Below are 14,968 nucleotides of genomic sequence, written 5' to 3' on the forward strand. Positions count from 1 at the left end.
ATGAAAAAATTAGGTACATTGTTCGTTCTCTTTCTTTCTGTCATTGCTCTTGTAGCATGTGCTAGCGGAAAAAAAGATGCAGCTTCTGGTCAAAAACTAAAAGTTGTTGCTACAAATTCAATCATCGCTGATATTACTAAAAATATCGCTGGTGACAAGATTGATCTTCACAGTATCGTTCCGATTGGACAAGACCCACACGAATACGAACCACTCCCTGAAGATGTTAAGAAAACTTCTGAGGCTGATCTCATTTTCTATAACGGTATCAACCTTGAAACAGGTGGCAATGCCTGGTTTACCAAATTGGTAGAAAATGCCAAGAAGACTGAAAACAAAGACTACTTTGCAGTCAGTGAAGGGGTTGAAGTTATCTACCTTGAAGGAAAAAATGAAAAAGGAAAAGAAGACCCACACGCTTGGCTTAACCTTGAAAATGGAATTATCTTTGCTAAAAATATCGCCAAACAATTGAGTGCTAAAGATCCTAACAACAAGGAATTCTATGAAAAAAATCTCAAAGAATATACTGATAAGTTAGACAAACTTGATAAAGAAAGTAAGGATAAATTTAATAACATCCCTGCTGAAAAGAAACTCATTGTAACCAGCGAAGGAGCATTCAAATACTTCTCTAAAGCCTATGGTGTCCCAAGTGCTTACATCTGGGAAATCAACACGGAAGAAGAAGGAACTCCTGACCAAATCAAGACCTTGGTTGAAAAACTTCGCCAAACAAAAGTTCCATCACTCTTTGTTGAATCAAGTGTCGATGACCGTCCAATGAAGACTGTTTCGCAAGACACAAATATCCCAATTTACGCGCAAATCTTTACTGACTCAATCGCTGAAGAAGGGAAAGAAGGCGACAGCTACTACAGCATGATGAAATACAACCTTGACAAGATTGCTGAAGGTTTGTCAAAATAATCCATTAAAAACGTCATTCTCACCGAATTGGCGTTTTTTCAATTTCCGGTCAAATCATTGGAAAAATCTGACAATTCTCGGTAAAATAAAAGAAAAAAGAATGGAGTAGTTTCATGACCACTTTTCTCGGAAATCCTGTAACCTTCACAGGTAAACAACTGCAAGTAGGAGACAAGGCACTCGACTTTTCCCTCACTACAACCGATCTCTCTAAAAAAACACTAGCTAACTTTGATGGAAAGAAAAAAGTTTTGAGTGTTGTCCCTTCTATCGATACTGGTATCTGTTCAACGCAAACACGTCGATTCAACCAAGAACTTGCCAACCTTGACAATACTGTCGTTCTTACTGTTTCTATGGACCTACCTTTTGCCCAAGGACGCTGGTGCGGGGCTGAAGGTCTTGACAATGCCATCATGCTATCAGACTACTTCGACCATTCTTTCGGGCGCGATTATGCCCTCTTGATCAACGAATGGCATCTCCTTGCACGTGCCGTCTTTGTTCTCGACACTGATAATGTCATCCGTTACGTAGAATACGTTGATAACATCAACACGGAACCAGACTTTGAAGCTGCCATTGCCGCAGTTAAAGAACTAGACTAAATCAAAAGCATTAGGGCAGAAGGCTAGAGAAATCTAGCTTTTTTTGATATACTAGATGGAGAGAAAAGACAAGAGGAAACGAATGACGCCAAACAAAGAAGATTATCTAAAATGTATTTATGAAATCGGTACGGAAATGCAAAAAATTACCAATAAAGAAATTGCTGCCCGTATGCAGGTCTCTCCGCCTGCTGTAACAGAGATGATCAAACGCATGAAAAGTGAAAATCTCATCCTCAAGGATAAGGAGAACGGCTATCTATTGACAGATATTGGCCTCAAACTGGTCTCTGAGCTCTATCGTAAACACCGTTTGATTGAAGTCTTTCTAGTTCACCATCTCGACTATACTAGCGATCAGATCCACGAAGAAGCTGAGGTCCTAGAGCACACTGTCTCTGACCTATTTGTAAAGAGACTGGATAAACTACTGGGCTTCCCTAAAACCTGTCCCCACGGTGGAACCATACCAGCCGAGGGAGAACTTTTGGTTGAAATCAATAACCTGCCACTAGCGGCCGTCCAGGAAGCTGGAACCTATCTCCTGACTCGCGTTCATGATAGCTTTGAACTACTCAAATATCTAGAAAAGCACGCAATTCATATTGGTGACCAACTCCAGGTCAAGCAGTTTGATAGCTTTTCCAATAGCTTTACACTGGTCAACAAAGGTGAAGATCTCCAAGTTAGCATCGATATCGCAAAACAACTCTATGTCGAAAAAATCAACTAACTCTTATTCCTGAAAGAAGTTCCTTTCAGGAATTTTTTATTATGTTAGTTGCAACTCCCATTCGTTTGGTGTAGAATAAAGCTAGATAAAAGAGGGAGGTTTTCCTATGAAAAAGCTCTTTAGAATCCATTTTGCAGCCATTGCAGTCAGCGATTTGCTACTACTATTTACATTTTTTTACACCAAATCCGAGACATCTTTGGACTGACTCCTACTCTCTGGTTTTATTTTCATCCTTGCTCAGGGACTACTGCTGTCTCGCTTGGTCCTCCGACTCAAAAAACAGTTCTCTGAGATTTATCCTCAGATGAACAAAAAAATTCGCCTTTATTACTTAGGGATTCTCTCCGTTGACCTTCTATTATTTCTCTTTTTAACCATCACTGGCCCTCAACATTTCTACTCTCTTACTCCAGTCTTTACTTCCTGTCATTCTACTTTATATTATATAACAGCTAGCCACCTAAGAGAAAACTATCCAGACTTTTACGACAAACACGTCTCTTTCTGGGAGTGTCTATAAACAAAAACCAAGCCACTAGGCTTGGTTTTCTTATCTATTTTTTGTATCAAGGATAATGGTGACCGGTCCGTCATTGACCAGCTCCACCTGCATATCCGCTCCAAAAATACCTGTCTGAACAGGTACTTCCTGAGCTATTTTTTGATTGAAAGCGTCATAGAAATCTGATGCCCTATCCGGCTTGGCTGCTCCTGTAAAGGCTGGACGATTGCCCTTCTTAGTATCTGCAAAAAGGGTAAACTGAGAAATAGAGAGAATTTCCCCTTCAATATCCTTGACAGACAGGTTCATCTTGCCTTCTGCATCTGAAAAAATCCGCATGTTGACCAGTTTTCTCACAGCATAATTCAAATCTTCCTCTTGGTCTTCTGGGCCAACACCGACCAATAATAAGAGCCCCTGATTAATTTTTCCCCGTACCTGACCTTCGGTACTCACTTGGGCTTTTTTAACCCGTTGGATAATGATTTTCATAATAGCCTTTCTAGTAACTGAGTGGAGAATTAGCCGTTGGTCCGTTTGACAGAGTAGACCTCTGGCACACTCTTAATCTTATCCACGACTGTAGTCAGTGTAGAGAGGTTGGAAATACCAAAGGAGACATGGATGTTGGCAAATTTCATATCCTTAGTTGGTTGAGCATTAACGGTTGAGATATTCTTGGTCGTGTTTGAGAGAACTTGCAGAACATCATTTAAGAGCCCTGTACGGTTGAGACCATAAATATCAATGTGGGCGGTGTATTCCTTGCTTGAGAATTGATCTTCCCATTCCACATCAAGGAGACGTTGCTCGTAGTTTTCTTGGGCGCGAAGGTTCATACAGTCCACGCGGTGAATGGCCACACCACGGCCCTTGGTGATATAGCCAACAATGTCGTCACCCGGAACGGGATTGCAACACTTGGCAATCCGAACGAGGAGTCCTGAGGCACCTTCAATCACCACACCACCCTCATGCTTGACCTTGAGAGTTTCTTTGTTTTCAACCTTAACTTCGCCACCTTTGACAAGCTCTTCTGCTTCCGCCTTGGCCTTGGCACGCTCTTCCTCACGGCGTTCCTTTTCAGTCAGACGATTAAAGACCGTAATAGCACCGATTTCTCCAAAACCAATGGCAGCAAAGAGAGATTCTTCTGTCTTGTAGCTAGTCTTTTGAAGGACTTGGTCCATGTGACGCTTGTCCATAAACTTATTGGCCACATAGCCATTTTCTTGGAACTGAGCTATGAGCATTTCACGGCCCTTGTTAACGGACAATTCCTTGTCTTGGTTTTTAAAGAACTGGCGAATCTTGTTGCGTGCCTTGCTGGTCTTGACCATGTTGAGCCAGTCACGACTCGGTCCAAAGGAGTTGGGGTTGGTGATAATTTCAACCTGATCCCCTGTCTTGAGCTTGGTTGTCAGTGGAACCATACGGCCATTGACCTTGGCACCAGTCGCTTTTTCACCGACTTTGGTATGAATTTCATAGGCAAAGTCAATCGGTCCTGAATCTTTCGGAAGGGAGCGAACTGCACCATCAGGTGTAAAGACATAAATCTCCTCCGCCAGATAGTTTTCTTTAACAGAGTCCACAAATTCCTTGGCATCATCAGCTTGGTCTTGGAGCTCCATCATCTCCTTGATCCAGTTCATCCCAATAGCAGATTCCTTGCTGTTGACCTGCCCTTTAATACCTTTCTTATAGGCCCAGTGAGCTGCTACCCCGTACTCAGCCACTTCGTGCATTTCCTTTGTCCGAATCTGGAATTCAATTGGCCCTTTTGGTCCATAAACGGTCGTATGGATAGACTGGTATCCATTGGCCTTACGATTAGCGATATAGTCTTTGAAGCGGCCTGGCATCGGTTTCCACAGCTCATGCACATAGCCAAGCATGGCATAGACATCACTATGAGTCTCTAGGATACAGCGAATGGCAATTAGGTCATAAATTTCCTCAAAGCGTTTCTTCTTATCCTGCATCTTGCGATAGATAGAGTAGATATGCTTAGGACGGCCATAGATTTTCCCTTTTAGATTGCGTTCGGAAGTGTACTCCTCTAACTTTGTCACGACTTCATCGACCAAAGCCTCACGCTCTCTACGTTTTTCCTTCATCATGTGAGTGATCTTGTAAAACTCAGTTGGATTGAGGTAACGGAAAGATAGATCTTCCAACTCCCACTTGACACTGGAAATCCCTAGACGATGAGCAAGTGGTGCGTAAATTTCCATGGTTTCTCTGGAGATACGTTCTTGCTTGTCCTTTCGCAGGTGTTTGAGAGTCCGCATATTGTGTAAACGGTCCGATAATTTAACCAAGATCACACGGATATCCTCAGACATGGCCATAAGCATCTTGCGGTGATTTTCAGCCAATTGTTCCTCGAGAGATTTGTACTCAACCTTACCAAGCTTGGTCACACCATCAACGATAATCCGAACATCATGACCGAACTCTCTCTCCAGATCATCCAGTGTCGCATCTGTGTCTTCAACAACGTCATGCAAAAAACCACAGGCAACTGTTACAGCATCCAGCTTGAGCTTAGCTAGAATTCCTGCTACCTGAATGGGATGGATAATATAGGGCTCACCTGATTTCCGAAACTGCCCACTATGACAATCAACTGCGTAAATCAATGCTTTTTGTACAAAAGCAACGTCTTCCTTTGTTAAATATTCTTTCGTTAAAGCGACTACCTGATCGCCCGTCAAATTCACTTCTTTCGGCATCTATACTCTCCAATTCTTCCTACCATTTTATCACTTTTTTAAAGATATGAAAACTAGAAAAGCTCTGTTTTTATGCCAATACCAATCATTAAAAAAACACTGCCAGATTTCTCTAGCAGTGTTTTGACATTTCATTTGCTTAGTAGACTGTTTTTTCAGTTTCTACATCGAAGAAGTGTGCTTTGTTCAAGTCAAATCCAAGTTCAACTGTTGCACCTGTTTGCAAGTAGTCACGAGCATCCACTTTGGCAACAAATTCGTCTTTACCAACTTGGCAGTAAAGGTGAGATTCTGAACCAAGCAATTCTGATACGGAGATAGTAGCTTTGACAACTGATTCTGGGAATGTTTCAAGGAAAGCAGGTTCTGCATTCACATCTTCTGGACGGATACCGAAGATCAATTCTTTTCCTTCGTAGCCTTTGTCACGAAGAACTTTCAAAGCACCTTCTGGCACTTTCAAGCGGAAACCGTCAGAAACAATTTCGCTACCAACCAATTTCACATTGATGAAGTTCATAGCTGGGCTTCCGATGAATCCTGCTACAAATTTGTTAACTGGGTTTTTGTAAACTTCTTGAGGTGTACCGATTTGTTCTACACGTCCGATAGTACCGGTACCAGCAGGGTTCTTAGTTGCTGACATGATAACGATACGGTCCGCAAGTGTCATCGCTTCTGTTTGGTCGTGCGTTACGTAGATAGTTGTAGCTCCGATACGACGGTGAATCTTCGCAATTTCAGCACGCATAGATACACGAAGTTTGGCATCCAAGTTTGACAAAGGTTCGTCCATCAAGAACACTTTTGCATCACGGACGATGGCACGACCCATGGCAACACGTTGACGTTGACCACCTGAAAGGTCAGCAGGTTTACGATCCAAGAATTCTTTCAAGCCAAGGATTGCTGCAGCTTCTTGTACACGTTTGTCGATGTCTTCTTTGCTGTATTTACGCAATTTCAAACCGAAAGCCATGTTGTCATAAACAGTCATGTGTGGGTAAAGAGCGTAGTTTTGGAATACCATGGCAATGTCACGGTCTTTTGGAGCTACGTCGTTGACAACCACGCCATCGATAGATGCAGTACCTTCTGTGATGTCTTCAAGACCAGCAATCATACGAAGAGTTGTTGATTTACCACATCCTGAAGGACCTACGAAAACGATAAATTCTTTGTCTTTGATGTCCAAGTTGAAGTCTTCAACTGAGTAGTGTTCGCTGTTTGGATATTTTTTGTAAATGTTTTTAAGATTTAATTCTACCATGGAAGGTGAACTCCTTTTATTTTTTGATAGTTTTATTATAAATGAAAACGCTTTACATTTCTATGGCAAGGTGACCAAAAAAATAAAAAAGTTCTGTGCAACTTGCACAAAACTTTAGAGAATATCTGGTAAGATCAACTGATAACACAAGGTCAGGTCGGTCAATTCCTTCAACTGAAGCCCTGTCAATTCTTCCCATTTGTCAATCTTGTATTGAAGAGAATTGCGGTGCAGATAGAGTTGCTGGGCTGTTTTAGTTAGGACAGCACTGTTTTCCCAGAGAGAAAGGATAATTTCCTGAATCTGGTCCTGATCCAAGATTATCTGGTGCAGGCATTCCTTGATTACCTTCAGGTCCACTAGTCTTTCTCCCATACTCCACAGATAGAGTTGTGAAAATGTATGAACACCTTGGTGACCCTGACGCCACCAAGTCTTAAACAAATCTCGCTCCGCTTTGATTAAGTCTGATAGGGCTTGAGGGCCTGTCTGAGACCAAACCTGCCCCAACATGATAGACAGACGAAGGCCAAAGTCATACTCAACTGCTTCAATCGTATCAGATAAGATTGAGCGTACAGAGGTGTACTTATCTTGTTGAAGCACAAATACATAGTCCTGAGCACCGACCTGTAGCACTGTTTGGCAGTTGGGAAAAAGAGTCCGCATCATATCCAGCCAAGAGGCTAGATTTTCCTGCTGATAATAGGACAGATGGCAATAAACCAGTTGTATCTTTTTAAAAGTTTGAGGCGCCTGCCCCTTCCCCTCGATCAGATAGGGATACCAAGGATTGAGCGAACGAGCCTGCTCTTGATGGGTCAAAAGGGCAACCAACTGCTTTTCACGCTCGCTGAGACCAGCTTCCTCCAGTAAAATCCACTGCTGAGAAGCTAAAGGGAGAGTGAGATAGCCTAGTTTCTCAATCGGCTGATCTGAAATCTGAGCTTCAGGAAACCAGTCTTGTAATTCTTTTGCAAGCATTTCTACTCCTCCACTTTTTGGATACACCACGAAATCAAGGTTTCTAGACGCTCCATATTTTCAGTAAGATGAAGATAGCCCATGACCGCTTCAAAGCCAGTCGACATGCGGTAGGTCACCACATCAGCATTTTTAGCCTTTGTGTGGCTATTGGTATTGCGACCTCGTTTATAGATTTCTTCTTCTTTTTCCGTCAAGACTTGCTCCTCCAACATGAGGGCAATCAGGCGAGCCTGAGCCTTGGCTGAGACATACTTGGTCGCCTCTTGGTGAAGTTTATTGGGCTTGGTCATGCCTTTTAGGATGAGGTGACGGCGAATATACATGGAATAAACCGCATCCCCCTCAAAAGCCAGCGCAATCCCATTAATGAGATTGACATCAATCACGAGTCCACCTCACTCCATCCTTGGTGTCAAGGAGCTTAATTCCTTGAGCCGCCAATTGGTCACGGATTTGGTCTGCTGTCGCAAAGTCACGATTCGCACGCGCTTCTTGGCGTTTTTTGATTAAGGCTTCAATGTCTGCATCCAAAACTTCCTCAACAAAGACAATACCAAAGACCTCTAACATAGCCGCAAGAGATTTCTTAACACTTGCATCATAGTTGCCTGAGTTAATCCACTTGGCCATTTCAAAGACAACTGTGATGCCGTTGGCAGAGTTAAAGTCCTCATCCATAGCCGCTACAAACTTATCTTTAAATGCTTGTAATTCTTGAGAATCGACAGCCCCAGAAAATGGTTGCTCGTAAGTATTCTTCAGATACTTAAGGTTAGTCTCGGCATCCCGAACTGCTTTTTCTGTAAAGTTGATGGGCTTGCGGTAGTGTTGAGTTGCAAAGAAGAAACGAAGCACTTGGCCATCGATGGTCTTGAGAGCATCATGAACTGTGATAAAGTTCCCTAAAGACTTGGACATCTTGACATTGTCGATATTGACAAAGCCGTTGTGCATCCAGTAGTTGGCAAAGGTCTTGCCTGTTTTGGCTTCTGACTGGGCAATTTCGTTGGTATGATGCGGAAACTCCAGATCGGCTCCACCACCGTGAATATCGATGGTATCGCCCAAAATCTCTGTTGACATAACCGAACACTCGATATGCCAGCCCGGACGACCAGGTCCCCAAGGACTGTCCCAAGAAATCTCACCTGGCTTGGCAGCTTTCCAGAGGGCAAAGTCCACAGGATTTTCCTTACGAGCCGTTTCTTCATCTGTTCGACCTGAAGCACCCAGCTCCAAATCTTCCAAGGTTTTATTAGCCAATTTGGCGTAGTTGTGGGATTTTTCCACACGGAAGTAAACATCCCCTTGACTCTCGTAAGCATAACCTTTTTCAATCAAGTCAGCTACAAAACGAATGATGTCAGCCATAAACTCTACTACACGTGGGTGGCGAGTCGCAGGTTTCACGCCCAAGGCCGTCACATCCTCACGAAAGGCCGCGATGTACTTGTCCGCAACCTCCTGAGGCGTGATGCCTTCTTCCCTGGCACGGTTAATAATCTTATCATCCACATCCGTGAAATTGGAAATATAGGCAACTTCGTAGCCACGGTATTCAAAGTAGCGACGAATGGTGTCAAAAGCCACCGTCGATCGGGCATTCCCCACGTGGATATAGTTGTATACCGTAGGCCCACAGACATACATCTTGACTTTGTCGTCCTCAATCGGGACAAATTCTCGCAAATCACGAGACATAGTGTCATAGATTTTAATCATAAAATAATAGTCAGGAAAGCTAAAATCCAAGAACTGTTAGTTTCATCACTAAGAGTTCAATTGAATTTCAGTCCGAATATCTCTACACTTCGGAATCCCTTGCTCCTTTCTCATTCAGATAAACCACCTGAGTCTGTTTGACAAAGCCAATTTTTTCATACAAACACTTGGCTACATTGCTATCTTCCACTGCAATCTGAAATTCCTTATCATTTTGCTCAATCAATTGGTTGACAAGGAATTTTGCTAAGTAGCTTCCATAACCTTTCCCACGTTCAAGTTCTGATATTGCTAAACCGTAGAAGTAATTCGTATTAGTCGATAAATCTACCGTGCAAGTCCCAATAACCTGACCGTCTTTTAATAAAATATATAGGCGACTTTCTGGATCTTTCAGAGCTTCAGCGACATATCTATTCTCAACTTCTCTAGATTCATGTTCCTCTGAAAATGCCTGAAATTTCAACTGACTAATTTGATCCTTATACGAACTATCTGCTAACAAAACTTCAAGATTGGAAACATTTGCTAACGGATAAGGTTCTCTATCCTTACCTAACCAAGTTTCTGTCTCCTCATCCTCGACCAATCCCCAGTTGCTGACAAAATCAGAATGGCGGTCTAGAAAAACACGCTCTGTCTGAAAAGTAACTGAATGAATCGGAAAAGAAGCTGTTTCTCTCTCAAAACTAGTAAACAATGCACGCGCAACCCCCTGACGGCGATGATTTGGATGAACCAGTATCGTCACTTCCACATCTTGGTCATCAGCATAGACAGTTAATAGACCAACAAGTTCGCCTTTTTCATAATAAAGGAAAAAGGCGGGCATGTTTGGGTCAAAATTAAGCATGTTAGAAAGATAGGGATCACGATAGGTACCGTCATAGTTTTGGCAACAGTTAATTAGTTTTTTCGCCTCAGATAACTCCTCTTGGCTTAACTTGTTTCTTGCTTGAATCATATAGGTAACCTCTACAACCCCGACGATCTGTGACTGGCATCTTTAGCATGCTCGAGTTTATTGACGTAGTACTCTCGTTTTTCTTCGACTTCGTGGATCATTGGTTCATCCTTCTGTCCATGAACTCGGACGATCTTAGCTGGAATACCGACAACTGTCACATCACTAGGTACGTCTGCCACGACTACTGCAGCAGCACCGACTTTGGCATTTTCACCGATTTCTACTGGCCCGATAACTTGGGCATGGGCCGATATGAGAGCTCCTTTACGCACAGTCGGATGGCGTTTGCCACAGTCTTTCCCTGTCCCACCGAGAGTCACTCCATGATAGAGCAGAACGCCTTTTTCAACAATCGCTGTCTCTCCAATCACCAAGCCTGAACCGTGGTCAATAAAGACACCTGAATCAATCTGGGCACCTGGATGAATCTCAATCTGAGTCCAAAAGCGCCAAAACTGACTGTGCATGCGAGCCAGGAGTTTGAATCCGTGCTTCCATAGAAAATGTGAGAGACGGTGGGCAGCCAAGGCCTTGACACCTGGATAAGTCAGCAAAACTTCCAAACTGTTGCGTGCCGCTGGATCATTTTCTTTTACAATATCAATGGTTTCGCGCCACCATCCCATACATTTCTCCTTTTCTTATTCTGAATCTTTTGGTGTTTCTGTAAATTCTTTCTTAGGTTTGTGGTCCTTGTGATGACGTAGACGGTGAGGTCGCTCAGACTTTTCGCCTTTTTCATCATGCTCAGGTTTTGGAGGACGAGGAAGAAGGGCTTTCATAGAGGCATCGATACGGCCTTTTTCATCAATCTTGATAACCTTAACGTCGACTTCATCACCGATAGCTACCAAGTCCTCGACACGGTTGGTACGAGTCCAAGCCATTTCAGAAATGTGAACGAGGGCATCTGTCTTGTCAAAGAGGTTAACAAAGGCACCAAATTTCTCGATACGAACAACCTTAGCATGGTAAACTTCATCGACTTTAGCTTCACGAACCAAGCCAGCAATGATTTCTTTGGTACGGTTAATAGCATCTTGGTCGCTAGAGTAGATAGAAACATTACCTTCTTCGTCGATATCAATCTTAACGCCTGTTTCAGCGATAATCTTGTCGATGGTTTCTCCACCCTTACCGATGACAATCTTAATCTTGTCGACATCAATCTTGATGGTATCAATTTTCGGAGCAGTCGGAGCCAATTCTGGACGAACTTCTGGGATGGTTGCTTCAATCACATCAAGGATTTCAAAACGAGCTTTCTTGGCTTGAGCAAGAGCCTCAGTCAAGATTTCTGCAGTAATTCCTTGGATCTTGATATCCATTTGGAGGGCTGTAATCCCGTCACGAGTACCCGCAACTTTAAAGTCCATATCTCCAAAGTGGTCTTCCAATCCTTGGATATCTGTCAATACTGTATAGTTGTTTCCGTCGGAGATGAGACCCATGGCAATACCAGCTACTGGCGCTTTGATTGGCACACCACCAGCCATAAGGGCAAGAGTTCCCGCACAGATAGATGCTTGAGATGAAGAACCGTTTGATTCCAAGACTTCTGCTACCAAACGGATAGCGTATGGGAATTCTTCCAAACTTGGCAAGACTTGAGCAAGAGCACGCTCACCAAGAGCACCGTGACCAATTTCACGACGACCTGGCGCACCATAACGACCTGTTTCCCCTACAGAGTATTGAGGGAAGTTATAGTGGTGCATAAAGCGTTTCTTGTACTCTGGGTCCAAACCATCGATGATTTGCGTTTCTCCCATCGGAGCCAAGGTCAAAACTGAAAGAGCCTGAGTTTGTCCACGAGTAAAGAGACCGGAACCATGTACACGAGGAAGATAGTCAACCTGCGCATCTAAAGGACGGATTTCATCGACCTTACGACCGTCAGGACGAACCTTATCTTCTGTGATCAAACTGCGCACTTCAGCGTGTTCCATTTGTTCCAAGATTTCAGCCACATCACGCATGATACGGTCAAATTCTTCGTGGTCTGCATATTTTTCTTCGTAAACAGCAGTTACTTGATCCTTAACTGCTTGAGTAGCAGCTTCACGAGCCAATTTTTCTTCTACTTGAACCGCTTTTTGGAGGTCACTGTTGTAGGCTGCGATGATTTCAGCCTGTAATTCCTCATCCACGTGAAGCAATTCAACTTCTGCTTTTTCCTTACCAACTACCGCAACGATCTCTTCTTGGAAGGCAATCAATTCTTTGACTGCTTCGTGCCCTTTGAGAAGGGCTTCCAACATGATTTCTTCTGACAATTCTTTGGCACCAGACTCAACCATGTTAATAGCGTGTTTGGTACCAGCTACTGTCAATTCAAGAAGAGATTGCTCTGCTTGTTCTTGAGTAGGGTTGATGATGATTTCACCGTCTACATAGCCTACTTGTACCCCGGCGATTGGTCCGTCAAATGGAATATCTGAGATAGAAAGTGCCAAGGACGAACCAAACATAGCCGCCATTGGAGCAGATGCATTTTCATCATAAGAAAGCACGGTGTTGATAACTTGAACTTCATTACGGAAACCTTCCGCAAACATAGGACGGATTGGACGGTCAATCAAACGCGCTGTCAACGTCGCATCTGTTGAAGGACGTCCTTCACGTTTCATAAAGCCACCAGGAAACTTCCCAGCCGCATACATTTTTTCCTCGTAGTTGACTTGAAGTGGGAAGAAATCCCCAGTTGCCATTTTCTTAGACATAACGGCCGCAGTCAAGACAGTTGACTCACCATAACGCACGACAACAGAGCCATTTGCTTGCTTAGCAACCTGACCAGTCTCTACGATTAACTCACGACCCGCAAAAGTCGTTTGAAACACTTGTTTTGTCATTTTAATCCCCTTTGGATTGATGAAATTATACGCCTTGCCTACAAAGATCAAGATACTAAGGCCGCAAAAAGCAAAGTAAAAATAGGAAACTGGCGAAGTCTTCGATGAAGAAAAGACAGTTTATCTTTTTTACACAGCTTTTCGGCCGGGTTCAATTACACAAGATACTAAGCCGTTAAGCAACTCAAAGGAAAATAGGAAATCGAACGACGGAGCGACTGCTCCTAGGCAGATTTATCTTTTTCCACAGAGCTGTAGGCATGTTCAATTATCAAGATATAAATCATTAGAAAGGTTTGATGCTAAAGCATCTAATCCTTTCACGCTAATCACTATCAGACGATTAACTAAATGCTTTGCTAACTCTCTCGTCATATTATCGATTTGACTCGCTCGTGTCGCTATACCTTGCAGTTTGAATGCATTGTATTATTTTATACCCTCATCTTTGTATCAAGTACGTACAGAGTCTATTTTATCATATTTTTCTTAAAAAGTGCGGGCTTTTCTATTAAAAAGGAACCATTCCCCCATGAAAAGAGGAATGGTTTGTTGTTTATTTTATTTAGCAAATTCTTTGGCTTTCACATCTGTCATTTTTTATTTAAAAGCAAGTGAATGACAAGCTATCGTCTCAGTGGTTAAAGTAACGTTAGTTTTGCTAACGTTACAGGCAAACTGAAAGACCAAGGCTTTCAGTTTAGCCATGAAACCGAAGGTTTGCTGGCGGCCTAACCACTTCAGATGAAAGGCTAAAAGAATCGATTATCCTAAAGACTGATGATTAAACAAGGCATGGGTTGCTTGGTGGATGTATTTTGCTGTTTCAGCATTGTTCATGGTGTAGAGATGCACACCTGCAACATCCTGAGTGACCAAGTCCACGATTTGGTCCACTGCATAGGCAAGTCCTGCTGCTCTGAGCGACTCAGGGTCATGCTCATACTTGTCTAAGATAGCTTTAAATTTACGTGGAAGGTGGATATTCTCACAAGTCTTCAAGAGACGAAGCGCTTGGTTACGGTTCAGAATGGGCATGATCCCCGCATGAATAGGAACATCAATCCCTGCCAAGGTACACTTGTCTTTGAAATCATAGAAACGCTCATTGTCAAAGAAAAGCTGCGTTACGAGACTTGAACAGCCTGCGTCTACTTTCTTCTTGAGGTTTTGGATATCCGAGATCTGGTTTGGCGAGTCAGGGTGTCCCTCTGGGTAGCAAGCTCCGATAATCTCAAAGTGAGGAGCTTGTTCCTTGATGAACTCGATCAAGTCCGTTGCGTAGCGAAAATCCTTTTGTGGCTCCACATCAGGGATGATATCCCCACGTAGAGCCAAGATTTTTCGCACACCAACCTTGTCCAAATCTGCAATGGTTTCAGCAACCTTTTCCTTGGTCAGGTAGATAGCTGGCAAGTGGGCAATGGTTGGAATCGCCAAATCATTCTGGATAAAGTCAGCCAAACGAACCGTCGTTTCCTTGATATTAAATTTATTATTGCTGGCGGTCACACTGATAAAGTGCGGTGTCAGCTCCCGCATATCCTGCAAGGCTGAAATAATTTTATCATTACCCACTGCTGGGTTTGGAGGGAACACTTCAAATGAAAGTGACGGCGTTTGGCTTGACATAGTCATTATCCTTTTCTTTTT

At 43.1% G+C, this 14,968-nt stretch carries 13 protein-coding genes and 1 pseudogene; 4 read left to right on the forward strand and 10 right to left on the reverse strand.

Going from position 1 to position 14,968, the window contains the following annotated elements:
• The 4 genes and pseudogenes from psaA to ACXYSL_RS02640 all read left to right on the forward strand — a co-directional run bounded on the left by psaA (position 1) and on the right by ACXYSL_RS02640 (position 2,794).
• Complete coding sequence (gene psaA / locus ACXYSL_RS02625; RefSeq protein ID WP_458623878.1) at positions 1–930, forward strand: metal ABC transporter substrate-binding lipoprotein/adhesin PsaA; 930 nt, start codon at positions 1–3, stop codon at positions 928–930.
• 113 nt (positions 931–1,043) lie between these two features.
• The gene (gene tpx, locus ACXYSL_RS02630; RefSeq protein ID WP_458623879.1) at positions 1,044–1,538 is read left to right on the forward strand and encodes a thiol peroxidase; all 495 of its coding nucleotides are present in this window, start codon (positions 1,044–1,046) and stop codon (positions 1,536–1,538) included.
• Between the two features lie 82 nt (positions 1,539–1,620).
• On the forward strand, positions 1,621–2,271 hold the full coding sequence (locus ACXYSL_RS02635; protein WP_458623880.1) for a metal-dependent transcriptional regulator: 651 nt from the start codon (positions 1,621–1,623) through the stop codon (positions 2,269–2,271).
• A 106-nt stretch (positions 2,272–2,377) separates the two neighbouring features.
• Positions 2,378–2,794 (forward strand): annotated as a pseudogene (locus tag ACXYSL_RS02640) (hypothetical protein).
• A gap of 30 nt (positions 2,795–2,824) precedes the next feature.
• Here the strand turns inward: ACXYSL_RS02640 and dtd are convergent.
• The 10 genes from dtd to metF form a co-directional block, all read right to left on the reverse strand.
• On the reverse strand, positions 2,825–3,268 hold the full coding sequence (dtd, locus tag ACXYSL_RS02645) for a D-aminoacyl-tRNA deacylase (protein ID WP_458623881.1): 444 nt from the start codon (positions 3,266–3,268) through the stop codon (positions 2,825–2,827).
• Between the two features lie 29 nt (positions 3,269–3,297).
• Positions 3,298–5,514: a RelA/SpoT family protein gene (locus ACXYSL_RS02650; RefSeq protein WP_458623882.1), complete on the reverse strand. Its 2,217-nt coding sequence runs from the start codon at positions 5,512–5,514 to the stop codon at positions 3,298–3,300.
• A gap of 139 nt (positions 5,515–5,653) precedes the next feature.
• Positions 5,654–6,784 (reverse strand): ABC transporter ATP-binding protein, encoded by a 1,131-nt coding sequence (locus ACXYSL_RS02655; RefSeq protein WP_000229944.1) that lies wholly within the window; start codon positions 6,782–6,784, stop codon positions 5,654–5,656.
• Between the two features lie 114 nt (positions 6,785–6,898).
• Positions 6,899–7,768, reverse strand: a complete 870-nt coding sequence (locus ACXYSL_RS02660; RefSeq protein ID WP_458623883.1) for a helix-turn-helix domain-containing protein — start codon at positions 7,766–7,768, stop codon at positions 6,899–6,901.
• Positions 7,769–7,770: 2 nt separating this feature from the next.
• A complete protein-coding gene (locus ACXYSL_RS02665) occupies positions 7,771–8,157 on the reverse strand; it encodes a Mini-ribonuclease 3 (RefSeq protein ID WP_007520502.1) in 387 nt (128 codons plus the stop codon).
• Positions 8,150–9,493, reverse strand: a complete 1,344-nt coding sequence (gene cysS, locus ACXYSL_RS02670; protein ID WP_458623884.1) for a cysteine--tRNA ligase — start codon at positions 9,491–9,493, stop codon at positions 8,150–8,152. Before cysS ends, ACXYSL_RS02665 begins: the two co-directional genes overlap by 8 nt.
• Positions 9,494–9,575: 82 nt before the next feature.
• Positions 9,576–10,457 (reverse strand): GNAT family N-acetyltransferase, encoded by an 882-nt coding sequence (locus tag ACXYSL_RS02675; RefSeq protein WP_458623885.1) that lies wholly within the window; start codon positions 10,455–10,457, stop codon positions 9,576–9,578.
• Positions 10,458–10,468: 11 nt separating this feature from the next.
• Positions 10,469–11,086 carry a serine O-acetyltransferase gene (gene cysE, locus ACXYSL_RS02680; protein ID WP_458623886.1) on the reverse strand — a complete coding sequence of 206 codons (618 nt, stop codon included), beginning with the start codon at positions 11,084–11,086 and terminating at the stop codon, positions 10,469–10,471.
• 15 nt (positions 11,087–11,101) lie between these two features.
• Positions 11,102–13,315 (reverse strand): polyribonucleotide nucleotidyltransferase, encoded by a 2,214-nt coding sequence (gene pnp, locus ACXYSL_RS02685; RefSeq protein ID WP_458623887.1) that lies wholly within the window; start codon positions 13,313–13,315, stop codon positions 11,102–11,104.
• A 765-nt stretch (positions 13,316–14,080) separates the two neighbouring features.
• Complete coding sequence (gene metF / locus ACXYSL_RS02690; RefSeq protein WP_458624011.1) at positions 14,081–14,947, reverse strand: methylenetetrahydrofolate reductase [NAD(P)H]; 867 nt, start codon at positions 14,945–14,947, stop codon at positions 14,081–14,083.
• Positions 14,948–14,968: the final 21 nt, after the last annotated feature.

Source organism: Streptococcus sp. V913 (assembly GCF_054353455.1).

What these genes read in the sequence shown, in the direction of transcription:
- psaA (WP_458623878.1), top strand. Translation starts at nt 1, where the DNA reads ATGAAAAAATTAGGTACATTGTTCGTTCTCTTTCTTTCTGTCATTGCT.
- tpx (WP_458623879.1), top strand. Translation starts at nt 1,044, where the DNA reads ATGACCACTTTTCTCGGAAATCCTGTAACCTTCACAGGTAAACAACTG.
- ACXYSL_RS02635 (WP_458623880.1), top strand. Translation starts at nt 1,621, where the DNA reads ATGACGCCAAACAAAGAAGATTATCTAAAATGTATTTATGAAATCGGT.
- dtd (WP_458623881.1), bottom strand. Translation starts at nt 3,268, where the DNA reads ATGAAAATCATTATCCAACGGGTTAAAAAAGCCCAAGTGAGTACCGAA.
- ACXYSL_RS02650 (WP_458623882.1), bottom strand. Translation starts at nt 5,514, where the DNA reads ATGCCGAAAGAAGTGAATTTGACGGGCGATCAGGTAGTCGCTTTAACG.
- ACXYSL_RS02655 (WP_000229944.1), bottom strand. Translation starts at nt 6,784, where the DNA reads ATGGTAGAATTAAATCTTAAAAACATTTACAAAAAATATCCAAACAGC.
- ACXYSL_RS02660 (WP_458623883.1), bottom strand. Translation starts at nt 7,768, where the DNA reads ATGCTTGCAAAAGAATTACAAGACTGGTTTCCTGAAGCTCAGATTTCA.
- cysS (WP_458623884.1), bottom strand. Translation starts at nt 9,493, where the DNA reads ATGATTAAAATCTATGACACTATGTCTCGTGATTTGCGAGAATTTGTC.
- ACXYSL_RS02675 (WP_458623885.1), bottom strand. Translation starts at nt 10,457, where the DNA reads ATGATTCAAGCAAGAAACAAGTTAAGCCAAGAGGAGTTATCTGAGGCG.
- cysE (WP_458623886.1), bottom strand. Translation starts at nt 11,086, where the DNA reads ATGGGATGGTGGCGCGAAACCATTGATATTGTAAAAGAAAATGATCCA.
- pnp (WP_458623887.1), bottom strand. Translation starts at nt 13,315, where the DNA reads ATGACAAAACAAGTGTTTCAAACGACTTTTGCGGGTCGTGAGTTAATC.
- metF (WP_458624011.1), bottom strand. Translation starts at nt 14,947, where the DNA reads ATGTCAAGCCAAACGCCGTCACTTTCATTTGAAGTGTTCCCTCCAAAC.